The sequence below is a fragment of the Nonomuraea sp. NPDC003201 genome (assembly GCF_053590415.1).
Genome location: NZ_JBSFTC010000013.1, coordinates 21560 through 44797, shown reverse-complemented (window position 1 = coordinate 44797; position 23238 = coordinate 21560). Strand labels below are relative to the sequence as shown.

Below are 23238 nucleotides of genomic sequence, written 5' to 3'. Positions count from 1 at the left end.
GAAGTGGGGACTCCGGGCCCTCAGCTGTCACTCCTACCCCGATTACGGCTTCGACGGAACCGTGATTTTGCCGTCGACGATGTCCTTCTTGGCCGCGTCGAGCTTGTCCTTGATGTCGTCGATCTCGCCACCGGTGGTGGACAGGCCCACGCCGTCGACCTTGAGGTCGTACGTGATGTTGGAGCCGCCCTTGGCACCGCCCTGGAAGGCCTTGATGAACTCGAACACGCCGACGTCGACCCGCTTGAGCATCGAGGTCATGATGACGCCCTGCAGGTCGGCCTCCTTGACCGTCTGGCGCTGGTCGGAGTCGACGCCGATGGCCTTCTTCTTGGCCGCGGCCGCCGCCTGGAACACGCCCAGGCCGGAGTCGCCGGAGGCGTGGTAGACGATGTCGGCGCCGTCCTGGTACATCTTCTCGGCCGCGACCTTGCCCTTGTCGGGGGCCTTGAAGCCGGAGAAGTCACCGTCGGGGGTGAGGTACTTGATGTCGATCTTGGCGTCCGGCTTGACCGACTTCACGCCGGCCACGAAGCCCGCCTCGAACTTCTTGATCAGGTCGTTCTCGACGCCGCCGACGAAGCCCACGTGGTTGGACTTGGACTTGGTGGCCGCCGCGACGCCCGCCAGGTAGGAGCCCTGCTCCTCGGCGAACAGCAGGCCGGTCACGTTGGGCCCGTTGGAGGCGGAGTCGACCACCGCGAACTGGATGTCGGGGTACTCGGCCGCCGTCTTCTTGATGTCGTCGCCGTACGCGAAGCCGACGCCGATGATCGGGTTGTAACCCGCGTCGGCGAGCTGGCGCAGCAGGTCGCCACGGTTGGAGCCGTCGGCCGCCGGGCTCAGCTCCTTGATCTCCGCGCTGAGGTCCGTCTTGGCCTTCTCCAGACCGGCGTAGGCCGCGTCGTTGAAGGACTTGTCGCCCCGGCCGCCGACGTCGAACGCCAGTCCGACCTTCAGCCCGCCCTTCGACGCCTCACTGCTCGCGCCGGCGCTGCTCGGCGCCTCGCTGGCCGTGGCGCCCCCGCCGCTGCCGCCACAGGCGGCCACTGCCATGAGCATGATCCCGGCTACCGAGCCGATCGCCATCCTGTTGAATCGCTTGCCGAGCAAGGCGACTCCCTTCCCTTTCCCCGTCGTCTTCGCCGCTGCCGATACTTCATCGCGCGCGCGAAGCACGTACGGCACCTGCACGGAAGATAGTTGCTTGACCAGGGCGAACCAAACCAGCGCACAGGGTCGCAACCGCTCCGTTATCGACATCACTCGCGTCCGTGACCTGAAGGACGAATCTGGAGCAATCCGTGACACACGGAAGGTTTTGCCCAACTTTGACCCCTTGTGCCGGCGCGGATCATGACGGAGATTCCGACAGACGGTGGAAACCTGATCTCGGAGCCCCGTATGCATCCTTGGAAGGTCCTGACAGTGCCGCTGGCCACACTGCTCGTCGTGGCCCTGAGTGGAAACACGCCCGCGACGGCCGACGCACCGGCCGTCAAGATCGAGAACAACGCCACCCAGCCCGTCTTCTCCCGCGCGGACGCCGTCAAGCAGACGGTGTTCGTCGAGGTCGAGGGCACCGACAGCGACAACGACGGCAAGCCCGACCGGGTCGCCGTCGACATCCTGCGCCCGAAGGAGACCGACCAGGGGCTGAAGGTCCCGGTCATCATGGAGGCCAGCCCGTACTACGCCGGCGGCAACGACGTTCCCAACCACCCCGTGGACGTGGACGCGAACGGCAACCCGCTGCCCACCCTCGCCGCCGCCAGGAACAAGCTGGCCGCCGAACCGTTCGACGGCTACTACGACAACTACTTCCTGCCCCGCGGGTACGCCATCGCGCTGGTGGAGAACCTCGGCAGCGGCCGCGCCACCGGCTGCCCCACCTCCGGCGACCGCAACGAGACGGCCGGCCCGAAGGCCGCGATCGACTGGCTGAACGGCCGCGCCAAGGGCTTCGACGCCGCCGGCAACCCGGTCGAGGCCACCTGGTCGACGGGCAAGGTCGGCATGATCGGCGTCTCCTACAACGGCACGCTGCCCAACGCGGTCGCCACGACCGGCGTCGAGGGCCTGAAGACGATCGTGCCGATCGCCTCGATCTCCAGCTGGTACGACTACTACCGCGCCAACGGCGGCGTGCTGGCCCCCGGCGGCTTCCAGGGCGAGGACCTGGACGTGCTCGCCAAGTACGTGCTGACCAGGCAGGACGGCCAGGCCGCCTGCGGCGCCCTGATCGACGGGATCACCACGGCCCAGGACCGGATCACCGGCGACTACAGCCAGATGTGGGACGCCCGCAACTACCTGAACGACGTCGGCAAGGTCAAGGCCAGCGTCTTCCTCGTGCACGGGCTCAACGACTGGAACGTCAAGACCAAGCAGTTCGCCCAGTGGTGGTACGCCCTGGCCAAGCGGCACGTGCCGCGCAAGATCTGGCTGCACCAGGGCACCCACATGAACCCCTTCAACCTGCGCACGGTCGAGTGGCTGCGCCAGCTGCACGGCTGGTTCGACTACTGGCTGTACGGGATCGACTCGGGCATCATGCGCGAGCCGCAGGCCGACGTGGAGATCGCCCCCGGCCAGTGGGCCCAGCACGCCTCATGGCCGCTGCCCGGCGCGGCCACGGTGCCGCTGTGGGCGGGCTCGGGCTCGAAGCTGGGCCTGCTGCCCAGCCCGCGCTCGGCCAGGGAGTCGTTCGTGGACCAGAAGTCCAGGACGGCCGAGCAGCTGGTGGAGGCCACTGGTTCCGATCCGAACCGGCTGGCGTACGTGACCGGCGACCTGCCCGCCGACGTGCGGATCTCCGGCACCCCGACGGTGTCGGTGCGGGCCTCGCTGAAGGACGGCTCCTCGCCGTACCTGACGGCCCTGCTGGTGGACTACGGCACGGACGTGCGCGCGAACGGCTCCCTCGTCTCGACCGGCCAGTCCTACTGCTACGGCGAAGGCGTCCCGGGTGACACGGGCTGCACGACGCTCAGGACGCTCGGCACCGCCACCACCCCGTACAAGATCGTCACCAGGGGCTGGCTGGATGTCCGCAACCGGCACCGCGCGGACCGGACCGAGGCCCTGCGCCCGGGCAAGGAGTACACGTTCACGTGGGACTTCCAGCCGACGGACTACCTGTTCAAGAAGGGCCACCGGCTGGGCCTCGTGATCATCTCGACCGACGTCGACTACACCCTGCGGTACCCGCCGGGCACGAAGATCACGGTCTCGCCCGGGCAGTCGTCGCTGCGACTGCCCGTGGTCTTCGGCAAGCTGCTCTAGGGACTAGGCCATCGCGGTGGTGGTGACCGTGTCGAGCGGGCCGACCTCCCACAGCGCGGTCAGCGCCGTGGCGGCCATGACGCGCACGCCCATCGCGATCGCCTTCTCGTCGACGTCGAAGGTGCCCTGGTGGATGTCGTACGTCACGCCGTCGGGCGAGCGCGTGCCCAGGCGGGCGAACGCGCCGGGGATCGACTCGAGGTACCAGGCGAAGTCCTCGCCGCCGAGTGACTGCTGGGTCGGGACCACCGCGCCCGCGCCCAGCACGCGCTCGGCGGCCTCGGCCAGCATCTCGACGCTGACCTCGTCGTTGACGACCGGCGGCACGCCGCGCGTGTAGTCCATCTCGGCCTCCACGCCGTAGGCGCCGGCCACCGACTCCAGCAGCGACTTGATCAGGTCGGGCGCGGCGTGCCAGGCGCCCTCGTCGAGGCAGCGGACCGTCCCGGCGGCCAGGCCGTCGTCGGGGATCGCGTTGGCCGCCGTGCCGGCCTCGACCTTGCCCCAGACCAGGCTCAGCGAGGAGCGCGGGTCGACCCGGCGCGACAGGGCGGCGGGCAGCTCGGTGAGGATCTTGGCCAGGGCGAAGACCAGGTCGGCGGTCAGGTGGGGGCGGGCGGTGTGCCCGCCGGGGCCCGACACCCTGACGACCAGCTTGTCGCAGGCCGAGGTGATCGGGCCGGCCTTGAGCCCGACCTGGCCGACGTCCACGCGCGGGTCGCAGTGGAGGCCGAAGATGCGGTCGACGCCGCTGATGCCGCCCTGGGCCATGACCTCGAGCGCGCCGCCGGGCAGCTCCTCGGCGGGCTGGAAGATCAGCCGCACCCGGCCGGGCAGCAGGCCGGCGGCGGCCTGCTGGGCGAGGAAGAGCGAGGTGCCGAGCAGGACCGTGGTGTGCACGTCATGACCGCACGCGTGGCAGACACCGGCCACGGTGGAGCGGTAGGACACGTCCTTCTCGTCCTGCAGCGGCAGCGCGTCGATGTCGGCGCGCAGCGCGACGGTCGGGCCGTCGCCGCTGCCCACGTCGCAGATCAGCCCGGTGCCGCGCGGGAGCACCGAGGGGGTCAACCCGGCGGCGGTGAGCCGCTCGGCGATCCGCTGCGTCGTGCGATATTCCGCGAAGGCCAACTCAGGGTGCATGTGCAGGTCGCGGCGGAACGCCACGAGATCCTGCTCGGTCTCCGCCAGGAACGCGTCGAGTTCCCCCCGAAGCTCACGTCCCCGCATATGTCACCGTCCCGTCCATGCCGCGCGCACCAATATGTCTGACCACCGCGGCTCATCCGCTGTGAAAGCTCGTCATCCCGCCGTGGCCTCCCGGTCGAGCGGCACACTCGGCGGATCAAAAAACACACCCATTGGTAAGGGTGCGCGAGATCGTCAGCATGGGCTTTGCGTTCGTCAGTCGCGAGCGCCGCTGCAGCCCGGGAGCACAGCGGTCGGCCGTGAGCCCGATGGCGATGCTTCGACTTTATCGCCCCGGCGCAAGTTCGCGGTGACAGATACTCCAAAAGTTCCTGTGAGCATGTCCGTAACCCCAGGTGGTCACGGTCCGTGAACGTTCAGGTGATCCGGAAATGGTCACAACGGATCAGTAGATCATGACCCGATGCTGCCAGTTCAAACGTGGTCAGCGATTCCGAATCCTGTCACCTTCTGTCATGGTCATCACACTTCAGCGATGGCTGCATTTGAGAAGAATGCGTGTTTCACTCGCAATATGATCACTAATATCCCGTTCGGGGAGAAGTATGCTGGGTTGAGCATCTTCAAGCCGAGCGAGGGGACCCTGGTGGTCGTACCCTCGCTCTCCCTTCCTCAGGATGAGCTCCGCCGGATCACAGGGGCCAGATCCTACGAGGAGCGGCTGCTGTTCCTGCTGCTCGCGCTCCGCGAGCCCGGGGTCAAGGTGGTCTACCTCTCCTCCGCGCCCATCGATCCCGACATCATCGACTACTACTTCGCGTTCCTGCCGGATCCGGATGACGCGGCCAAACGGCTCACGCTGATCAGCCTCGACGACCCTTGGTCCCAGCCGCTGACCAAGGCCCTGCTCGCCCGCCCGGACGCGCTGGAGCAGGTGCGCGCGGCCATCGAGGGCGACGCCTGGCTGGTGCCGTTCGTCCTGAGCGAGCTCGAGGAGGAGCTCGCCTCGTTACTCAACGTCCCCCTCTACGGACCGGCCACCGCCCTGGCCTATTACGGCTCCAAGAGCGGGGCGCGCGAGGTCGGCCACGAGGCGGGCGTGCCGATGGCGCGGGGCTTCGGCGACGTCCGGCACGTGCTGGAGATCGAGGAGGCGATCGAGGCCCTGCCGGGCGAGCGGGTGATCGTCAAGCTGAACGACAGCTACTCCGGCCTCGGCAACGCGATCGTCACCAAGGCCGACCGGTCGCTGACCAGCTTCTCGGCCTCCGGGGAGACCTGGGCCAATTTCACCGCGAAGATCAGGGACCGGGGGGCGGTGGTCGAGGAGTTCATCGAGCACCGGCCGCTGTACTACCCGAGCGCCCTGGCCTGCATCACGCCGGGCGGCACCGCGCAGGTGCTGGCCACGCACGACCAGATCCTCGGCGGGCCCAACGGCCACGTCTACCAGGGCTGCACGTTCCCCGCGGCGCTCGAGTACCGGGCCGAGGTGGGCTCGTCCGCCGAGCGGATCGCCCAGGTGCTGGCCGATCGGGGCGTGGTGGGGATATTCGGCATGGACTTCTTCGCGCTGAAGGCCGACGCCGGGTACGCGGCGCTGCTGTGCGAGATCAATCTGCGGATCGGCGGCACCACGCATCCGTTCGGCGCCGCCGTGCTGACGACCGGGGCCACGTACGATCCGGCCACCGGCCTCCTCATGTCCGGAAATCAGCCGAAGTTCTACACCGCGACCGACAATTGCTCATCGACCTGCCTGCGCGGGCGCAGCCCCGGCGAGGTCGTGCGCATGGCCGATCGGCTCGGGATCGGGTTCGACGCGGAACGGCGTACCGGCAACGTCTTCCATCTGCTCGGCGCCGTGCCCGAGCACGGGAAGCTGGGCTTCACCACGATCGGCGACTCCCGCGAGGAGGCGGACGAGCTGCACGCCCTCACGCGGCGTCTCCTGTGCGGCCCGTGACCCCCTTCTCGCGACTCCCGCGCAACCCCCGCCAGCCGATGATCCCCAGCACGATGGCGAGGATGATGTTCACCGCGATCAGGATTCCGTGCACCACGTAGAAGCTGGTCGGATGCCCGTCGGCCAAGTTAAACCCGAGGTTCACCCACTCGAAGATCATGAATGCGCCGAGGATGATGAGGAATCCGGCGATCTTTCGTGACATGAGCGCCTCTCTAGTATCGAAGGTGGATCAACGGGGGATGTGTCGCCACATGGGCATTCACTCGAAGCTACGCTGAGACCGCCATGTGGACGAAACTCGTGCCGGTCACGGCACTCATCGCCTCGGTCTCGCTCACCGGCGGGACCGCGTATGCCGCCGCTCCGACGACACCGGTCGGGGGTGAGGCGCTGGGCAGCCGCGGCCTGGTGACGCCCGAGGGCGTCAAGGAACCGCCCAAAACCCAGGCTACGTCGTACGTCGTCGCGGACGCGGACACGGGTGAGGTGCTCGCGGCCAAGGACCCTCATGGGCGCTACCTGCCGGCCAGCACGCTCAAGACGCTGACCGCGCTCACGCTCATTCCCAGGCTCGACAAGGACCGCAGGATCCGGCCCAGCGAGAACGCCTGCAACCAGGAGGGCACGGCGGTCGGCCTGTCGGTCAAGGCGACGTACAAGATCGACGACCTGTTCAGGGCGCTGATGATGTCGTCGGGGAACGACGCGGCCATGGCCCTGGCCGAGACGAACGGCGGCGTCGCCAAGACCATGAGCGACATGAACGCCACGGCCAAGCGGCTGCAGGCGTACGACACCGTGGCCAAGACGCCCAGCGGGCTGGACAAGCCGGGGCAGAGCAGCTCGGCGTACGATCTGGCGCTGATCGCCCGCGCAGGCCTCGCCAATACCGCTTTCCGCGGATATATCAGTACGAAGACGTCCAAGTTCCCCGCGCCCAAGGGCTACTACGAGATCAGCAACCACAACAAGCTGCTCTGGCGCTACAAGGGCATGATCGGCATCAAGAACGGCTGGACCTCGAAGGCCCTGGGCAGCTTCGTCGGCGCGGCCACCCGTGACGGGCACACGATCGTCGTGAGCATCATGCGGCATGAGGGGTATTTCTGGGAGGAGGTGGCCAACCTGCTCGACTGGGGCTTCTCGGTCAGGGGCAAGGTCCAGCCGGTCGGCCGGCTCGTCGACCCGCTCCCGGCGGTCCAGGCCGCCCCGCGCTCCTCCGCTCCACCGGCCTCCAAGGTCACGCCCGCGGCCCAGCCGCCGCTGCTGGACACGGCCGCCTCCAAGCAGACCGACTCCACGAAGACGATCGGGTCTGTGGTGATCGGCGGAGGGCTGCTGTTCGGGCTGGTCTGGCTCGGGTTCGGCATCCGCCGCCGGCGCGGCCGCTCAGGCTCCTGACGTGCCCTCGCGCACGGCCCAGCCGTCCGGGTTCCAGGACGGGACCGGGGTCGGAGAAGGCGGCGGGCAGCGGCCGGCGGTGGCCGTCCAGGCGGCGACGTAGAGCACGAGCCTGGCCGAGAAGTTGATCCAGACGAGCAACCCGACGATGACGGCGAACGTCCCGTAGATCGGGTTGCTCAGCGTCTGTCCGAGCAGCAGCGTCGCCGCCTGCTTGAGCACCCCGAACCCGATCGCGCCCAGCAGCGCCCCCCTGGCGATCAGCCGGAACGGCCGGGTAGGCCGGTCCACCCACCCGAGCAGGATCAGGAACAGCAGCCAGTCGGCCCCCACGCTCGCCACCACGCCCGCGAGCCGCAGCCCCCAGGTGGCCAGCTCCGAGTCGCTCCCGAAGACGAACTGCATGGCCCTGTCCGTGGCCGTGGTGGCGAACCCGGCGACCAGGACGGACGCGATCATCGTGATCCCGATCAGGAGGATCGAGGCCAGGTCGCGCAGCTTGCCGACGAGGAAGCCGAGCGGCGGCGCGGTGGTCATCGACATCTCGCGCAGGGCCCCGCGCAGCGCGTCCAGCGCGCCGAGCCCGGCGTAGAGCAGACCGAGCAGACCGATGGCCCCGGCCGTCTGCCTGGCCGTGGCGATGGCGTCGAGGTTGAGCTGGGTGGCGATGCCGGGCAGCCGCTCGACGATCGCCTTCTCCAGCGCGTCCCTGGTGGCCTCGCTGGTCGCCACCGCGAACCCGAGCACCGCGTACGAGAGCGCCACGAGCGGGAAGAACGACAGGAACGCGTAGTAGGTGACGGCGCCCGCCAGCGTGTCGCCGGACTGGTGCTGGTAACGCCGCACCGCCCTGATCGCGTGGTCCAACGCCGGACGCCGTTCCCGCCAGCGTGTCACCTTGCGGCGGCCCCGGGCCTTGACCGCCTCGATCCGCTTCATCACGCTCGCCATGACGCCTCCTGGGGACCCACTACCCCGGCGCCGGGGCGACGATCAGGGGTTCGCCACCATATCCGCCGATTCGATCAGAGTGGAGAGGACCGCCGCCACGTCGTGGTGGAGCAGCCTCCCGTCACGCTTGACCACCCGGCCCCCGACCAGCACGGTGTCCACGGCGCTGGTGTCGGCGTTGAGCACGACGGCGCCGATCGGGTCGTGCGCCGCTGCCATGCCGAACGTGTCCGTACGCAGCAGCACGAGGTCGGCCTGCTTGCCCGGCCGCAGCGAGCCGATGACGTCGGCGAGGCCCAGCACCTGGGCGCCCTCGATGGTGGCCATGCGCAGCGCGTCGCGGGTGGTGAAGCCCATCCCGGCGCCGTCGGGGCGGCCGCGTTCGAGCAGGTGGACCGCCCGCATCAGGCTGAACAGGTCCCCCGGCGCGCAGACCACGGTGTCCGCGCCGAGGCCGGTCGGGATCCCCGCCGCCCTCAGCCGGCCGGTGGCGGGGTAGCCGAGGCCCAGGTTCATCTCGTCCACGGGGGCGAGCGAGGCGGTGCCGCCGGCGGCCGCGATGCGCCGGAGCGCCTCGTCGGTGTAGTGCAGCGCGTGCACGAAGGTCGTGGGGGTGGCCAGGAGGCCGTTCGCCTCCAGGAACGCGAGCCCGCGCTCGGCGCTCTCCGGGCCGTGGCCGCCCAGGTGCGCGGTGACGGGTAGACCGAGCTCGGCCGCCACGCGCCACTCCTCCAGCGAGCGCTCCTCCCCCACGATCTCCGGGCCGAGCGCCGCGACCACCATCGTGACCAGCCCGGACGAGCAGAAGAGCGAGTCGTGGACCCGCCGGGTCTCCTTGGTCAGCTCGTCGGAATCGCCGCCGTAGCAGTAGCCGAACGCAGCCCGGATGCCCGACTCGCCCAGCCCCCGCACGGCCGCTTCGGTGTGCTCCGGGCTGAACTGGACGTGCGACCAGTCGAGCAGTGTGGTGATGCCCGCGTCCAGGCACTCCAGCGCGCCCGCGAGGTTGCCCGCGTACACGTCCTGGGGGCGGTGGCGGGGTGCGAGCTCGGCGAGGACCCGCCGCAGGTAGGTGTCGAACGTGATGTCGGTCGCGACGGCCCTGATGCCCGCCTGCCAGGTGTGGCGGTGGGTGTCGACGAAGCCGGGGAGCACGATCCGCCCGGTCGCGTCGATCACCTCCGCACCCGGGACGTCCGGCAGGCCGGGGCCCACCTCGGCGATGAGGCCGTCCTCGATCCGCACGTCCACCCGACCCAGCACGACGGGCTCGGGCTCGGTGTCCACGACGACGCCGTTCCTGATCAAGATCGTAGATGTCATGGCGAAAAGCTTAGCGAGAAGCTTTTAAGAAAGCAATATTGTGACAGGTATCCTCGATGGCGTGACACACGATGAGGTCGACGCGCTGGTCCCCCGCTGGAAGGACGCGGGCCTGTCGCCGTCGCTCATCGCCGCCCTGGAGCTCAGCAAGCGGACGGCGCGGCTCCATCTGCTGTTCGATCAGGTGGTCAAGGCCGAGCTGGCCGAGCTGGGGCTGACGTATGCCGAGTTCGACGTGCTGGCCGCGCTCAGCCGTGCGCCGGCGTACCGGATGAAGCCGAGCGAGCTGTCGAAGGCGCTGTTCCTGACGTCGGGCGGGATCAGCAACGTGCTGCAGCGGCTGGCGGCGGCGGGATACGTCGAGCGCGAGGCCGACGCGGGCGACGCGCGCAGCCGCTGGGTGCAGCTCACCGATGAGGGGCGGCGCGTGGCGGAGGCCGCGCTGGTGGCCTCCGGGCGGGCGACCGAGGAGGTGGCGGGCGGGATCCCGGACGAGGTCGTGCGCGAGGCGGCCGACGCGCTGCGCGAGGTCCTCTCCCGCCTCGGCCGCCGCCGCTTCCGCTGACCCCTTCTCAGGACGTGCTCGCGCGCCACCCGTGGCGGGCCGCCCAGCCGGCGATCGCGGCGGCGATGGCCTCCGGCTGGTCCTCGGAGGCGTGGTGGCCGGCCGGGCCGCAGTGCTCGACCTCCAAGGCGGCCATGTTCGCGGCGCACCAGGCGGCCGCCTCGGGCCCGATCAGCAGCGTCGGGGAGGGGTCGAAGGTCAGCAGCAGCTTGGGCACGTCAGAGCTGGCCCCGAGCCACTTCCCGTAACCCTCGACCCGCTCGGCCACGTCGGCGGGCTCGCCGTCCAGCGGCAGGGACCGCGCCCACTCCAGCAGCGGCCGCCTGCTCTCCCTGGTGGGGTACGGCGCCCGGTACGGCTCCTTCTCCTCCTCGCTCAGGCTCGTCAGCACGCCGCCCGAGAACGCCGTCTCCACGAGGAAGTTCTGGTCGAGCGCCAGCGCCTCCCCCTGGGCGCTCCGCAGCATCTCGGCGCGGGCACGCGGGGCCTCGCCCAGGTCGCTCCAGCTCATCGTGCGGACGATGCTCTCCATGAACGCCACCCCCCGGACCCGCTCCGGGTGACGGGCGGCCCAGTCGAACGCGAGCGCGCCACCCCAGTCGTGCCCGACGAGCACCACCTCCTCCAGCCCGAGCGCGTCGAACCACGCGTCGAGGTAGCGGGCGTGGTCGCCGAACCGGTAGGGAATGTCCGGCTTCCCCGAGCGCCCCATGCCGATGAGGTCGGGGGCGAGCAGGCGGCCGTCCAGCCCCCGCAGCACCTTCCGCCACGCATGGGACGAGGCCGGGTTCCCGTGCAGGAACACGAAGGGCAGGCCGGAGCCGCCGGAGTCCTCGAAGTACATGGTCGAGTCGAGCACGTCGATCGTCGGCATGACGGTTCTCATTTCGTAAGTGCGACTAACGTTTATGGCACTAACGAACGTACATCGTTAGTGCCACTAACGCAAGGGACTATCATCGGGAGCATGACGGACGACCTCAGGGCCACCCCCGCAGCGCTGCGGCTCCTGCCCAGCCGGACGCTGTCGCTGATCGCGATGTACGCCGACCGGCTGGTCAACGAGGGCCTGGCCGCCGTCGACGCCCGCAAGTGGCACTACGCGGCGCTCGTCGCGCTCCGCGAGGCGGGCCCGGTGAGCCAGGCCGAGCTGAGCAGGCGCACCGGCATCTACCGCAGCGACATGGTCGCCGTCATCAACGAGCTCGCGGAGCGCGGCTTCGTCGAGCGCGCCCCCGACCCCGCCGACCGCCGCCGCAACGTCATCACCCTCACCCCCGAGGGGATCCAGCAGGTACGACGGCTGCACACGCTCATCGCGAGCCTTCAGGACGAGCTGTTCGCCCCTTTGAGCCAACCGGAACGCGAGCAGTTGTCAGGTCTGCTGACCCGCCTCCTGGAGCATCACGCGCGCTCCGGCAGCTCCCCTGAGCAGGGCTGAATCCAGGACAGGCGATCTCCTGGAGCCCTAGCCTGTGGGATGTCGGGACCCACCCAGGAGGCCGCACGTCCATGTCCGAAATAGCCACCGGGCAGATGATCAGGCTCCAGCGCGAACGAAGGGGCATGAGCACCACCGCGCTGGCGACCCAGTCCGGCTGCACCCCCAGGCACATCGAGCTGATCGAGCACGGCAAACGAACCCCCTCGCTCCCCCTGCTGCGGGAGATCGCCAAGGTGCTGGGCGTACGCTCCGCCGTGCTCTTGGGGGAGACCCCGCGTGACTCGCACGAGCCCAGCCGGCCGCAGATCAGCGACATCGAGCGGGCGTTGTTCACGTGGCGCTCGCTGGAGCCCGACATCGAGCCGCCCGACGCCGAACAGCTCTCCGAACGGGTGGCGGCGGCCCGCAGCGCCTGGTTCACCTCGGCGCACCGCTACTCGATCCTGATGGCGTCCCTGCCGTCCCTGATCTCCGACGCCGAGAACCTCGCGCTCGAGGACACGCCGCAGGCCCATCGCGTCGCGTCCGACGCGTACATGCTGGCCAGGGGCGTGCTCAAGCACCTGCGGCGGGTCGATCTCGCGCATCTGGTGGCGGACCGGGCCATGCGGTTCGCGGAGGAGTCGGGAGATCCGCTGATCCGGGCGTGGGCGTACTGGAGCCTGGGGCAGTCGATGTTGTCGGACGACATGCACCAGATCGCGTACGACATCGGCCGGCGCGGCATCGAGATGCTGGAACCCCACGTCGCCGACGGCGACGACCGCCACGTCAAGGCGCTCGGCGCGCTGCACCTGCTGACCGCGATCGGCGCGGCGCGCGGGGGCGACGACGACGAGGCCAGGGAGATCGTCCGCGGGCCCGCGGCGCGGCTCGCGCAGCGCGTCGAGGACGGGGCCGACGTCTACGACCTGGCCTTCTTCGGGCCGACCAACGTCGCCATCCACATGGCCAGCATCGAGAACGACCTGGGGCGGCCGGAGGCGGTGCTGCAGATCGCCGACGACATCGACCTGCGGCACACGCCGTCCATCGAGCGGCGCGCCACCCACCTCAGCCAGATCGCCCGCGCCTGCGAGGACGTGGGCGACGACGCCGCCAGCCTGCTCCACCTCCTGCGGATCGAGCGCGAATGCCCGGAGGAGCTGGATCACAAGCTGCTGCTGAGGGAGATGGTGCGGTCCCTGGCGCGGCGCGCGCGGCCGTCGTGGGCGCCGGAGGTCCGCTACCTGGCCGAGCGCCACGGCATCGCGAACTGAGAGTTCGGGCCGGATGAACGGGGAGTTCTGCGGCCGGAGTTCGTCACGGAGCGGGGTGTGAGTGACACGCTGTGTTCATGACCACAGCGCCGAGTGCCGAGTTCGTCATGGAACGACTGCTTCAGGAGGCAACACGGGAGTTCCCCGGGTGGTCGTTCCAGCGGGATCGTTCCGGCTGGACCGCCACCCACGGGGACACCCGCCTCACCCGCCCCAGCCTGGCGGCCCTGCGCGCCCTCCTCCGGCTCCACCGCGGCACCCACCGGGGCTGACAGAGCCATCGCGGCCCCTTCAACCGCCAGGCTCGCACCCGCCGGGACCTTCGGCGACTCCTGAGCCTCAGTGGCCGGCCTGGTCGAGCACCTTGGCGGCGAAGGCGTCGATGACGGCGGCGACCTCACCGGGAGCCTTGACGTGGGCGGAGTGCCCCTGCCCGCGCATCACCACCCGCTCCACCCGCGGCATCACCCGCTCCAGCGCGTCGAGCCGCTCCCCGAGATGCGCAGGACTGCGATCACCGCCGAGCAGCACGGTGGGCACCTCGATCCCCGAGTAGGCGTCGAGCCGCACGCCGAGCGAGTCCATGCCCACGTTGTCCTCGATCTGCGACGGAACGAGCGCCCGCATCCTCGGCACCACCGTCACGAACACCCCGGCCAGTAACGCCACCCACGCGGGAACCCGCACGGTGCGCCGCAGGAAAACCCTCAACGCCTTCCCCGGCCGACCGGCCGCGATCGCCGCCCGAGCCCGCGCGTGCACCTCACCGTGCGGCCCGCCGAGCGGCGCCCCGATCACGGTGGGCGGCTCGTACAGGACCGCCCCCGCGAACGCCGACGGGTCGGCCACCAGGGCCTCCAGCGCGATCACGGCACCCGAGGAATGCCCGACGAGCACCATCGGCCCGCCGCCCAGCGCCGCCACCACGGCCAGGACGTGCTCGACCTCCTGCGCGACCGTGCAGGAGGCGCCGTCGAGATCGAGCCGGTACCGCCGCCGGTGCAGCCGCACGACCCGATGGCGCGCGGCAAGCCGCGCGGCCACCTCCCGCCAGGACGAGCCGTCGTCGAGGCCGGGATGCAGAACGAGAACGATCGGCCCCTGCCCCTCGTCGACGGCCCGCGCCTCGGTCCCGTCGGCCGTCATCACCTTGATCATCAGCCACCCCCTTAGCGTCGCTAAGGCAAATTTAGCACCGCTAAGGCCGCACGACTACCCGGCGTCGGCCGGTGGCGGCGGATGGCCTCACCTACCGGCCGCGACCGGCTCGGCGTCGGGGCTGGCAGCTGGTGCGGCGGCGCTGCGCAGTGGGACCTGGCGGATGAACAGGGCCAGGATGACGCCGACGGCGGTCACCGCCGCGCCCCAGGTGAACAGGGCGGTGATGCCGTCGGTGACGGCTTGCTGGAACAGGTGCCGGGCTGCTTCGGGCAGGGCACGCAGCGCTTGCGGGGTCATCGAGACGGCGGAGGCGGCCACGCCCTGCCCGGCCGGCCCGGCGGCTGCCAGGGAGTCGGCCAGTTGGCTGGTGTAGACGGCGCCGAGCAGGGAGACACCGAGCGAGCTGCCCATGTTGCGCAGGAAGGTCGACACCCCGGTGCCTGCGCCCATGTCGCGCAGGTCGAGGCTGTTCTGGGCGATGAGGGTGCTGGTCTGCATCAGCGCGCCCATGCCGGCGCCCAGGACCACCATGTAGAGGGCCGTCATCGTGGTGGTGGTGTCGAGGTCCACGGTGGCGAACAGTGCCAGGCCGACGGTGACGAGGATGGAGCCGATGATGGGCAGCGATTTGTAGTGCCCGGTCTTGCTGATCAGTGAGCCACCGGCCAGGCTGACGATCATCGCGGCGATCATCATGGGCATGAGCAGCAGGCCGCTGTTGGTGGCCGAGGAGCCCTGGACGAACTGCTGGAACTGCGGCAGGAAGCCCGTGGCGCCGAACATGGCGAAACCCGAGATGAAGGCGACGGCGCCGGCGAGGGAGAAGTTGCGGCTCCTGAAGACTCGCAGCGGCATGATCGGCTCGGCTGCCCGCCGCTGGACGATCACGAAGGCGACGAACCCGGCCAGCGCCAGCGCCGCCAGGCCAAGGATCTGCGGCGAGCCCCAGTCATACTGGGTGCCGCCCCAGCTGGTGATGAGCACCAGTGCGGTGATCCACACTGTCAGCAGCGCGGTGCCCCACCAGTCGATCACGGCCTTGCCGGTGCCCTTGGGCAGCTTGGCCAGGGTGATCCAGCACAGGACCAGGGTGACGGCGCCGAGCGGCAGGTTGACGTAGAAGGCCCAGCGCCAGCTCAGGTTGTCGGTGATGAAGCCGCCGATGAGCGGGCCACCGATCATCGCCACCGGCATGGCGGCCATCATCACGCCCTGGTACTTGCTGCGGTCCCGCGGCGGGATCATCTCACCGATGATCGACAGCACGCCGACCATCAGGCCGCCCGCTCCCAGGCCCTGCAGCGCGCGGAAGCCGATCAGCTGCGCCATGTCCTGTGACATCCCGCACAACACCGAGCCGAGCAGGAAGAGCGCCACGGCGGCGACGAAGACGATGCGCCGGCCGTACAGGTCGCCGAGCTTGCCCCAGATCGGCGTGGCCACGGTGGAGGCCAGGACGTAGCCGGTGGTCACCCACGCCAGGTGGTTCAGGCCGCCCAGATCACCGACGATGGTCGGCAGCGCCGGGGCGACGATCATGTTGTCCAGCATCGCCAGCATCATGGCGATGACCAGGCCACTCATGGTCACGAGGATCTGGCGATGGCTGAACCCCAGTCCGGCCTGCTGCCCCGCCACCGGGGGACTCGTCGCGCTGTCTCCTGCCATCATTGCGCTCCCATCGATGCAATAGAACTTACCGGTCGGTCGGCAAGCTTACTTGCTAACCGGCCGGTAAGCAATCGCACGGCTGCCCCCCTCGCCGGCATCTGACGCGGCGCTGAGGTCATTGCCCGCCGAGGTCGCCCATCCGGGCCCGCATGTCGGCCGTGGTGTTCTCGTGCGGGAACGGCTCGTCGGGAACCGGGAGGTCGAGTGCGGCGCACAAGGGCTGCCAGCCGTCGGCCGGCTGCCATTCCAGCAGCCGGTGCGCCGGCACGGTGGCGCGGACCTCGGCGAGGTGCCGCTCGTAGGCCGCGATGACCTTGTCGCGGTCGTTGGGGTCGCCGAACGCGCCGCCGAACAGGGCCCGGATCATCTCCTCCATGGCGCGGGCCTGCTCGGGGGTGCCACTGGCGCGCATCGGCGGCCGCGCGCCGGCGAAGTCGCCGCGCGTCAGGCGGCGCGCCCCTTCCAGCACCGTCCGGTCCATGCTCTGGTACCAGCGCTCGGCACTTTCCCGCCGGGACAGCAGCACCAGCGCGTCCGGGAACTCGGCGGACAGTTCCCGCCAGAACCACGACATCGGCCAGTCCACCCCGGCGGCGTATCCTGCGAGGAATCGCTGCCAGTCAGGCATGACACCCGCACAGGCGTCGCGCCAGACCGCGGCGTCGTCCGGCCGCCCGAACAGGTCCTGCATGTGGTAGCAGGGCGCCCCGAGCAGCCGTTCCAACGCCGCCTTCAGCGACGTCGTCCCCGTACGCGGAAATCCCGCTCCCACAACTCGCAAACTCATGCCAGCCCTTCCTTCCTCGATCCCGGCGGGGCCGGGTCATCAAACACCCAAGCCCTGCCCGGAGGTGCTTGCCTACCGGCCGGTTAGCAAGCTACTTGCTGACCGGCCGGTAAGCAAGTGGGTGTAGACTCTCTGGAGAGCTGAGCCTGGGAGCAAGAAGAGCGATGTCAAAGACGGAACAGGCGACGGCCCCGCGGCGCAGGGGCAGCCAGACGCGGGGCGAGATCCAGCAGGCCGCGCTGTCACTGTTCACCGAGCGCGGCTACGACGCCACCTCGATGCGCGAGATCGCCGAACAGATCGGCATCACCAAGGCGGCGCTCTACTACCATTTCGACAGCAAAGAGGCGATCATCCTCAGCCTCTTCCAGGACAACATGCGCGCCCTCGACGACCTCCTGGACTGGGCCGCAGGTCAGGCGCTCACCCCGGAACTGTCCTCCGAATTCCTGGGCCGCTGGATCGCTCTGAGCGGCGGACGGGGACTGCGGGTCATGCGGTTCGCCGCCGCCAACCATGCCACCCTGCGCAAGGTGATGCCACTGCGGGACGGCGGCCCGCTGGAACGGATAGGCAGGGCCACACAGCTCCTCCTCGGCCCCGACGCGCCACTGACCGACCGGCTGCGTGTCCGGATGGCCCTGCTCAGTGTGCACAACGCCGTGCTGGCCGCCCAGGGCACCGAAGCCACGGACGACGACATCCTCGCCATCGCCACGCAAGCGGCGACGCTGCTGGTCGGCGATCTGTTCCCGGCGCCGCGGCTCCCCGTCCCCGAGTGAGCACGCAGAACGTGGCGACCAGTTGTTCGACCTCTGGCGCCACTCCGACGACCCGCACGCCGGCCTGCCTCGCCTAACTGGACGCCGTCAAGGGTGGCGGCGAGGTGCCCGACCTTTGATGAGAATCGAAGCCTCCGGAATTCATGGAAAACCGGTACATGGGACCAAAGACCCAGTGCCGTCGTCCTCGCGAAGGAGTCGCCGGTCCATACTTGCGCCCGATTCACAGTTGTCCGGAGGCCGTTGAAGATCAGAGCATGCGAAGACTCACCGCATTGTTGGTAGGACTCATTTCGCCGCTCGCCTTACTCACGCCGGTCTCGGCCGCCACCACGCAGGCCGCGCAGCCACGGGACACGATCTCGTGGACGCCGTGTCCGGAGGAGCCGGCCGTCGAATGCGGAACGCTCACCGTGCCCATCGACTGGAACCAGCCGTCGAGCGGCACGTTCGAGGTGGGTGTGGCCCGCCGCAGGGCCACCGATCCCGCCGCCAGGATCGGCGCGCTCGTGCTGGGAGCGGGCGGCCCGGGAGGATCCGGCGTACGGCTGGTCTTCGGCAGCCCGCACACGTTCAGTCCCGAGATCCTGCGCCGCTTCGACATCGTCGGCCTCGACCCGCGGGGCACCAACCGCAGCCACCCCGTGGTCTGCTCCACGGACGTGATGATGCAGGCCCCGGATCCGCTCCTGAAGAGCCAGGCCGACTTCGACAGGATGCTGGCCTACAACGACCGCCTGCGTGCCGACTGCCGGGCCCGTACCGGCCTGCTCTTCGACCACGTCGACTCGCTCAGCACCGCGGCCGACCTCGACGCCTTCCGCGCCGCGCTCGGCGAGGAGAAGCTGACCTTCTGGGGCGGCTCCTACGGCACCCTCCTCGGCCAGTTGTACGCCGAGCGTTACCCGTCGCGGGTCCGCGCCTTCGTGCTCGACAGCACGATGGACCACAGCCTGGACACGCGGGGTTTCATGGACACGGAGACCTGGGGCGCGCAGGACGCCTTCAACGAGTTCGTGGCCTGGTGCGACCGCGACAGCCGCTGCGTCCAGCACGGCAAGGACGTCAGGTCGATCTGGAAGGGGTTGCTGGAGCGCGCCGACCGCGGCGAACTGCCCGTCCCGGGAGAGCCGGACACCAAGGTGACCGCGTTCATGCTGATCCGCGAGGCCCTGGGCGCCTTCTACGATCCGGCCAACTGGCAGCCGCTCTCCCAGCTGCTCGCCGATCTGGAGGCCGGTGAGACCCCGCGCCCGGGCGCGCTCCCCTTGGCGATCGACCGGACGCAGGAGGTCAGCCCCAACCCGTTCCAGGTCTTCTGCCTGGACTTCCGGCTGCCCGTACGCGACTACCGGGAGTTCAGCAAGCACCTGCGCCGCCTGGCGAAGATCGCGCCCGACATGCGTTACAGCCCGCTGGCGGTCGGGCCGGTCATCTCGTGCCTCGGCCAGCCGGACCCGATTCCCAACCCGCAGCACCGTCTGAAGGTGCGGACGAACACGCCGCTGCTGGTCCTCAACTCCCTGCACGACCCGGCCACCGTCTATCCGTGGGCGCTCAGCACGACCCAGCAGCTGGGCCGGTCGGGCCGGCTGCTCACGTACGAGGGCTGGGGCCACATCGCCTACGGGCGTGGAGCCTGCACCACGGGGGCCGTCGACACCTACTTGATCTCGCGGACCCTCCCGGCGCCGGGGACCCGTTGCCCGGCTGTCCCGCCCGCCGAGGTCCAGACGCTCAGGGAGCCCGTCACTCCGCAACCCGGCACGCCGGGCTGGATGGGCCTCTTCAAATGATCTTCGGGTGATCTCGTGATGAGGGGTGGCTCGTGCGCGTACGAGCCACCCCGCTGTCGGCTGTCACGCAGAGGGGGAACCGCCGGGCGCGGCTGAGCGCTATTGGTCGGCGATCTGGTGGTACGAAAGCTCGTGCCCCCATGGTCGACGAACCGCGCTTGAGCGACAGGGCAGCCTTGGGCGATGGCGCGGCCGAAGGCCGCCCGAGGAAGGGCAGCCCGAGCGACAGCGAGGACCGCTCGGGGCGGGCTCCAGGAGGCCCACCCGGTGACCGGGCAACGGGTGGGTGGCGCCGCGCGACCTACAGCGTGGGCAGGAAGCCGACCTTGTCGCGGACCTCGGCCATGGTCTGCTTGGCCACCGCCGCGGCGCGCTCGGCGCCGATGGCGAGCAGGCGGTCGAGCTCGGCCTCGTCCGACAGCAGCTTCTCCGTACGCTCCCTGATGGGCGTGAACGTGTCCGCCACCGCCTCCGCCACGTCCTTCTTGAACGTGCCGTACCCCTGCCCCTCGTAGCGGGCCACAAGGTCGGGGATGGGGGTGCCGGTCAGGGCCGACTGGATGCGGAGCAGGTTGGAGATGCCCGGCTTGTTCTCCTCGTCGAACAGCACCTCCGAGCCCGTGTCCGTGACCGCCCGCATGACCTTCTTGCGCAGCGGGCCGGGCTGCTCCAGGACGTCGAGGATGCCGGCGGGGCTCGAGGAGGACTTCGACATCTTCGCCGTGGGGTCCTGGAGGTCGGTGATCTTCTCGACCTCCTTGAGGATGTACGGCTCGGGCAGCGTGAACGTGTCGCCGAAGCGGTGGTTGAAGCGCTGGCCCAGGTCGCGGGTGAGCTCCAGGTGCTGCTTCTGGTCGGCGCCCACCGGGACCCGGTTGGCCTGGTAGAGCAGGATGTCGGCGGCCTGCAGGATCGGGTAGGTGAAGAGGCCGACGCTGGCCGCGCTCTCCCCGAACTTGGCCGACTTGTCCTTGAACTGGGTCATCCGGCCCGCCTCGCCCATGCCGGTGAGGCAGATCAGGATCCAGGCGAGCTCGGTGTGCTCACGTACGTGCGACTGCACGAAGACCGTGGACTGCTCCGGGTCGAGGCCCGCGGCGAAGAGCTGGGCGGCGGCGACGCGAGTGCGGCGGCGCAGCGCGGCGGGCTCGGTCGGCACGGTGATCGCGTGGAGATCGACCACGCAGTAGAAGGCGTCGTGGGTCTCCTGCAGAGCGACCCACTGACGGACGGCACCCAGGTAGTTGCCCAGGTGGAAGGAGTCCGCTGTGGGCTGGATGCCGGAGAGTACACGAGGTCTGGCCATAGCACGCAATTGTGTCAGGAATCTTGCTCGGGCGGCGACTCGACCGCCGGGCCGCGTTTCACTCTCACCCTGGCGATACGGCGCCCGTCCAGCTCTGTGACAGTCATCTCAAAACCCGATATTTCCACCTTTTCCCCCACGACCGGCACATGCCCCAGCATCGCCATGACAAATCCGGCAAGCGTCTCATATGGGCCGTCCGGCAATCGGATGCCGGTCTCGGTGGCGAAGTCGTTGAGGTTCGTGAGGCCGTCGATCTCGATCTCACCGGCGGGCAGGACCACGACGTCCTGCTCCTCGTCGTACTCGTCCCTGATGTCCCCGATCAGCTCCTCGACCAGGTCCTCCAGGGTCACGATGCCCGCCGTGCCGCCGTACTCGTCCACCACGATCGCCAGGTGCTGGCCCTCGTCGCGCATCTCGTTCAACGTGCTGAGCAGCCGCTTCGAGGCGGGCACGAACTTGGCCGCGCGGATCGGCACCACCGCGCTGATCGGCTCGGTCCGCCCGTTGAGCTCGGGGTCCAGCAGGTCCCGTACGTGTACGAACCCGATGACCTCGTCGTACGTCTCCCGATAGACGGGGAAGCGCGAGTGCGGCAGCCCCGCCGCGAGGCGGGCCGCCTCGTCCAGCGGCGTCTCGGCGTCCATGAACTCGACCTCGGTACGCGGCAGCATCACCTCCCTGAGCTGCCGTTTCCCGGCCGCGAACACCTCGCCGATCAGCTTGCGCTCGTCGGCGGTGAGGTCGGTGTGCCCGACCACCATGTCACGCAGTTCCTCGGTGGTGACCTCTTCGCGGTCGGCCTCCGGATTGCCCCCGAGCAGCCGGACCACGAGGTCGGTGGACTTCGACAACATCCAGATGATCGGCCGCGACAGGGACGCGATCCGGTCGAGGAACGGCGCCACGTACAGCGACAGCCCCTCGGCCCGCTGCAGCGCCAGTCGCTTGGGGGCCAGCTCGCCGAGCACGAGCGACACGTACGAGATCGCCAGCGTCACCAGCACGAGGCCGAGCACGGGGGCGACGGCCTTGGGCACCTGCCACTGCTCCAGCACGGGCACGAGCTGCGCGGCCAGCCGGTCGGCGCCGAACGCGGCCGACAACATGGTGGCGACGGTGACGCCGATCTGGACGGCGGACAGGAAGCGGTTGGGGTCATGGGCGAGTTTGGCCACCCGCTCGCCGCGGCGGCCCCGCTGGGAGAGCTTGCGGACCTGGCTTTCCCGGAGGGAGACCATGGCTATTTCGGCGGCGGCGAAGAACCCCCCGATCAGGATGAACACCAGAACCAGGGCGATGTTGGCCGCGAGGGTGTCAAACATGGTGGTTGGCAGCGTACTCGGCGGCCTTCGCGCGTATGCTGGGCGGCGAGCCGTACAAAATCCAACATATTTGAACAGGAGTACACATGAGGCTATTGGTCACCGGGGGTGCCGGATACGTCGGCAGTGTCGTGGCGGCGCAGCTCATCGAGGCAGGGCACGAGGTGACCGTACTCGACGACCTGTCAACCGGGCATCAGGACGCGGTGCCGGAAGGTGCCCGATTTGTCCAAAAAAGCATCACCGAGGCACATGACGTGCTCGACGGCATGGACGCGGTGCTGCACTTCGCGGCCAAGTCGCTGGTGGGCGAGTCGGTGGAGAAGCCGGGCCTCTACTGGGCGCACAACCTCGGCGGCACGCTGGCCCTGCTCGACGCCATGCGGGACAAGGGGGTGGGCAGGATCGTGTTCTCCTCGACCGCGGCCACGTACGGGGAGCCCGAGCGCTCCCCCATCGAGGAGGACGACCCCACGCGCCCGACCAACCCCTACGGCGCCTCCAAGCTGGCCGTCGACACCGCGCTGAGCGCGTTCGCGGCGATTCGCGGGCTGGGCGCGGTGAGCCTGCGCTACTTCAACGTGGCCGGCGCCTACGGCCGCTTCCGCGAGCGGCACACGATCGAGACCCATCTCATCCCGAACGTCCTGAAGGTCGCGACCGGCGAGCGCGAGTCGGTGAGCGTCTTCGGCACCGACTACCCGACGCCCGACGGCACCTGCGTGCGCGACTACGTCCACGTGTCCGACCTGTCGCGGGCGCACCTGCTGGCGCTGGACGCCATCACGCCGGGCCAGCACAAGATCTACAACCTGGGCAGCGGCACCGGCTTCAGCGTCCAGGAGGTGATCTCGGTCTGCCGCGAGGTCACCGGGCACGAGATCCCGGCCGTGGTCGCGGACCGGCGTCCAGGCGATCCCGCCGTGCTGGTCGCCTCGTCCGCCAGGATCCAGCGCGAGCTCGGCTGGAAGGCCGAACGACCCGCGCTACGTGACATCGTTTCTGACGCGTGGGACGCGCTTTCCGCAAATGCGTGATGCCGCACCGGAAAATGTGCTGTG

Annotated in this window: 21 protein-coding genes; 10 read left to right on the top strand and 11 right to left on the bottom strand. The window is 69.5% G+C overall.

Going from position 1 to position 23238, the window contains the following annotated elements; all coding sequences use genetic code 11:
- Window positions 1-42 precede the first annotated feature (42 nt).
- Window positions 43-1113, bottom strand: coding sequence for a BMP family lipoprotein (locus ACWDX9_RS08285; RefSeq protein WP_449950515.1), 1071 nt, complete (start codon window positions 1111-1113; stop codon window positions 43-45).
- Window positions 1114-1404: 291 nt separating this feature from the next.
- Between ACWDX9_RS08285 and ACWDX9_RS08280 the strand changes: the two genes are divergently transcribed.
- Window positions 1405-3285: a Xaa-Pro dipeptidyl-peptidase gene (locus tag ACWDX9_RS08280; RefSeq protein ID WP_449950513.1), complete on the top strand. Its 1881-nt coding sequence runs from the start codon at window positions 1405-1407 to the stop codon at window positions 3283-3285.
- Between the two features lie 3 nt (window positions 3286-3288).
- Here ACWDX9_RS08280 and ACWDX9_RS08275 read toward each other — a convergent pair whose 3' ends face one another.
- Window positions 3289-4515 (bottom strand): M20 family metallopeptidase, encoded by a 1227-nt coding sequence (locus ACWDX9_RS08275; RefSeq protein WP_350731293.1) that lies wholly within the window; start codon window positions 4513-4515, stop codon window positions 3289-3291.
- A gap of 493 nt (window positions 4516-5008) precedes the next feature.
- Between ACWDX9_RS08275 and ACWDX9_RS08270 the strand changes: the two genes are divergently transcribed.
- Window positions 5009-6400 (top strand): peptide ligase PGM1-related protein, encoded by a 1392-nt coding sequence (locus tag ACWDX9_RS08270; protein ID WP_449950510.1) that lies wholly within the window; start codon window positions 5009-5011, stop codon window positions 6398-6400.
- On the opposite strand, the gene ACWDX9_RS08265 is transcribed toward ACWDX9_RS08270, so the two are convergent.
- Entirely contained in the window at window positions 6372-6605 is a 234-nt protein-coding gene (locus tag ACWDX9_RS08265) for an SCO4848 family membrane protein (RefSeq protein WP_449950508.1), read from the bottom strand. The two genes, ACWDX9_RS08270 and ACWDX9_RS08265, sit on opposite strands and share 29 nt — an antisense overlap.
- An 83-nt stretch (window positions 6606-6688) precedes the next feature.
- Between ACWDX9_RS08265 and ACWDX9_RS08260 the strand changes: the two genes are divergently transcribed.
- Window positions 6689-7804: a D-alanyl-D-alanine carboxypeptidase family protein gene (locus tag ACWDX9_RS08260; protein ID WP_449950505.1), complete on the top strand. Its 1116-nt coding sequence runs from the start codon at window positions 6689-6691 to the stop codon at window positions 7802-7804.
- Here the strand turns inward: ACWDX9_RS08260 and ACWDX9_RS08255 are convergent.
- Window positions 7793-8755, bottom strand: coding sequence for a YihY/virulence factor BrkB family protein (locus ACWDX9_RS08255; protein ID WP_449950502.1), 963 nt, complete (start codon window positions 8753-8755; stop codon window positions 7793-7795). The genes ACWDX9_RS08260 and ACWDX9_RS08255 overlap by 12 nt on opposite strands.
- Window positions 8756-8797: 42 nt before the next feature.
- Window positions 8798-10078, bottom strand: a complete 1281-nt coding sequence (locus ACWDX9_RS08250) for an amidohydrolase family protein (protein ID WP_449950499.1) — start codon at window positions 10076-10078, stop codon at window positions 8798-8800.
- 61 nt (window positions 10079-10139) lie between these two features.
- Between ACWDX9_RS08250 and ACWDX9_RS08245 the strand changes: the two genes are divergently transcribed.
- On the top strand, window positions 10140-10643 hold the full coding sequence (locus tag ACWDX9_RS08245; RefSeq protein ID WP_449950496.1) for a MarR family winged helix-turn-helix transcriptional regulator: 504 nt from the start codon (window positions 10140-10142) through the stop codon (window positions 10641-10643).
- Window positions 10644-10650: 7 nt separating this feature from the next.
- Here the strand turns inward: ACWDX9_RS08245 and ACWDX9_RS08240 are convergent, their stop codons facing one another.
- Entirely contained in the window at window positions 10651-11517 is an 867-nt protein-coding gene (locus tag ACWDX9_RS08240) for a haloalkane dehalogenase (RefSeq protein WP_449950493.1), read from the bottom strand.
- A gap of 93 nt (window positions 11518-11610) precedes the next feature.
- Here ACWDX9_RS08240 and ACWDX9_RS08235 point away from each other — a divergent pair, with 93 nt between their 5' ends.
- The 3 genes from ACWDX9_RS08235 (at window position 11611) to ACWDX9_RS08225 (ending at window position 13618) form a co-directional block, all read left to right on the top strand.
- Entirely contained in the window at window positions 11611-12084 is a 474-nt protein-coding gene (locus ACWDX9_RS08235; RefSeq protein WP_449950490.1) for a MarR family winged helix-turn-helix transcriptional regulator, read from the top strand.
- A gap of 71 nt (window positions 12085-12155) precedes the next feature.
- Window positions 12156-13346 (top strand): helix-turn-helix domain-containing protein, encoded by a 1191-nt coding sequence (locus ACWDX9_RS08230; protein WP_449950487.1) that lies wholly within the window; start codon window positions 12156-12158, stop codon window positions 13344-13346.
- A gap of 77 nt (window positions 13347-13423) precedes the next feature.
- Window positions 13424-13618, top strand: coding sequence for a hypothetical protein (locus ACWDX9_RS08225; RefSeq protein ID WP_449950484.1), 195 nt, complete (start codon window positions 13424-13426; stop codon window positions 13616-13618).
- A gap of 67 nt (window positions 13619-13685) precedes the next feature.
- On the opposite strand, the gene ACWDX9_RS08220 is transcribed toward ACWDX9_RS08225, so the two are convergent.
- The 3 genes from ACWDX9_RS08220 to ACWDX9_RS08210 form a co-directional block, all read right to left on the bottom strand.
- Window positions 13686-14504 carry an alpha/beta fold hydrolase gene (locus tag ACWDX9_RS08220; protein ID WP_449950481.1) on the bottom strand — a complete coding sequence of 273 codons (819 nt, stop codon included), beginning with the start codon at window positions 14502-14504 and terminating at the stop codon, window positions 13686-13688.
- Between the two features lie 87 nt (window positions 14505-14591).
- Complete coding sequence (locus ACWDX9_RS08215; protein ID WP_449950478.1) at window positions 14592-16091, bottom strand: MDR family MFS transporter; 1500 nt, start codon at window positions 16089-16091, stop codon at window positions 14592-14594.
- Between the two features lie 202 nt (window positions 16092-16293).
- Complete coding sequence (locus ACWDX9_RS08210) at window positions 16294-16965, bottom strand: sulfotransferase family protein (protein ID WP_449950476.1); 672 nt, start codon at window positions 16963-16965, stop codon at window positions 16294-16296.
- A gap of 164 nt (window positions 16966-17129) precedes the next feature.
- Between ACWDX9_RS08210 and ACWDX9_RS08205 the strand changes: the two genes are divergently transcribed.
- Both ACWDX9_RS08205 and ACWDX9_RS08200 read left to right on the top strand, forming a co-directional pair.
- The gene (locus ACWDX9_RS08205; protein ID WP_449950474.1) at window positions 17130-17747 is read left to right on the top strand and encodes a TetR/AcrR family transcriptional regulator; all 618 of its coding nucleotides are present in this window, start codon (window positions 17130-17132) and stop codon (window positions 17745-17747) included.
- A 257-nt stretch (window positions 17748-18004) separates the two neighbouring features.
- On the top strand, window positions 18005-19543 hold the full coding sequence (locus ACWDX9_RS08200) for an alpha/beta hydrolase (protein WP_449950471.1): 1539 nt from the start codon (window positions 18005-18007) through the stop codon (window positions 19541-19543).
- Window positions 19544-19844: 301 nt separating this feature from the next.
- On the opposite strand, the gene trpS is transcribed toward ACWDX9_RS08200, so the two are convergent.
- Window positions 19845-20849 carry a tryptophan--tRNA ligase gene (trpS, locus tag ACWDX9_RS08195; RefSeq protein ID WP_350731256.1) on the bottom strand — a complete coding sequence of 335 codons (1005 nt, stop codon included), beginning with the start codon at window positions 20847-20849 and terminating at the stop codon, window positions 19845-19847.
- 14 nt (window positions 20850-20863) lie between these two features.
- The gene (locus tag ACWDX9_RS08190; protein WP_449950469.1) at window positions 20864-22177 is read right to left on the bottom strand and encodes a hemolysin family protein; all 1314 of its coding nucleotides are present in this window, start codon (window positions 22175-22177) and stop codon (window positions 20864-20866) included.
- A gap of 86 nt (window positions 22178-22263) precedes the next feature.
- Here ACWDX9_RS08190 and galE point away from each other — a divergent pair, with 86 nt between their 5' ends.
- Window positions 22264-23214, top strand: coding sequence for a UDP-glucose 4-epimerase GalE (gene galE, locus ACWDX9_RS08185; protein ID WP_449950467.1), 951 nt, complete (start codon window positions 22264-22266; stop codon window positions 23212-23214).
- The last annotated feature ends 24 nt before the right edge of the window (window positions 23215-23238 follow it).

Bases quoted from the DNA above. Each gene is read 5' to 3' on its own strand.
- ACWDX9_RS08220 (WP_449950481.1), bottom strand. From the start codon at position 14,504: ATGATCAAGGTGATGACGGCCGACGGGACCGAGGCGCGGGCCGTCGAC.
- ACWDX9_RS08205 (WP_449950474.1), top strand. From the start codon at position 17,130: ATGTCAAAGACGGAACAGGCGACGGCCCCGCGGCGCAGGGGCAGCCAG.
- ACWDX9_RS08270 (WP_449950510.1), top strand. From the start codon at position 5,009: ATGATCACTAATATCCCGTTCGGGGAGAAGTATGCTGGGTTGAGCATC.
- ACWDX9_RS08230 (WP_449950487.1), top strand. From the start codon at position 12,156: ATGTCCGAAATAGCCACCGGGCAGATGATCAGGCTCCAGCGCGAACGA.
- ACWDX9_RS08215 (WP_449950478.1), bottom strand. From the start codon at position 16,091: ATGAGTGGCCTGGTCATCGCCATGATGCTGGCGATGCTGGACAACATG.
- ACWDX9_RS08225 (WP_449950484.1), top strand. From the start codon at position 13,424: ATGACCACAGCGCCGAGTGCCGAGTTCGTCATGGAACGACTGCTTCAG.
- ACWDX9_RS08255 (WP_449950502.1), bottom strand. From the start codon at position 8,755: ATGGCGAGCGTGATGAAGCGGATCGAGGCGGTCAAGGCCCGGGGCCGC.
- ACWDX9_RS08200 (WP_449950471.1), top strand. From the start codon at position 18,005: ATGCGAAGACTCACCGCATTGTTGGTAGGACTCATTTCGCCGCTCGCC.
- ACWDX9_RS08210 (WP_449950476.1), bottom strand. From the start codon at position 16,965: ATGAGTTTGCGAGTTGTGGGAGCGGGATTTCCGCGTACGGGGACGACG.
- ACWDX9_RS08240 (WP_449950493.1), bottom strand. From the start codon at position 11,517: ATGCCGACGATCGACGTGCTCGACTCGACCATGTACTTCGAGGACTCC.
- ACWDX9_RS08190 (WP_449950469.1), bottom strand. From the start codon at position 22,177: ATGTTTGACACCCTCGCGGCCAACATCGCCCTGGTTCTGGTGTTCATC.
- ACWDX9_RS08235 (WP_449950490.1), top strand. From the start codon at position 11,611: ATGACGGACGACCTCAGGGCCACCCCCGCAGCGCTGCGGCTCCTGCCC.
- trpS (WP_350731256.1), bottom strand. From the start codon at position 20,849: ATGGCCAGACCTCGTGTACTCTCCGGCATCCAGCCCACAGCGGACTCC.
- ACWDX9_RS08250 (WP_449950499.1), bottom strand. From the start codon at position 10,078: ATGACATCTACGATCTTGATCAGGAACGGCGTCGTCGTGGACACCGAG.
- ACWDX9_RS08265 (WP_449950508.1), bottom strand. From the start codon at position 6,605: ATGTCACGAAAGATCGCCGGATTCCTCATCATCCTCGGCGCATTCATG.
- ACWDX9_RS08260 (WP_449950505.1), top strand. From the start codon at position 6,689: ATGTGGACGAAACTCGTGCCGGTCACGGCACTCATCGCCTCGGTCTCG.
- ACWDX9_RS08280 (WP_449950513.1), top strand. From the start codon at position 1,405: ATGCATCCTTGGAAGGTCCTGACAGTGCCGCTGGCCACACTGCTCGTC.
- ACWDX9_RS08275 (WP_350731293.1), bottom strand. From the start codon at position 4,515: ATGCGGGGACGTGAGCTTCGGGGGGAACTCGACGCGTTCCTGGCGGAG.
- galE (WP_449950467.1), top strand. From the start codon at position 22,264: ATGAGGCTATTGGTCACCGGGGGTGCCGGATACGTCGGCAGTGTCGTG.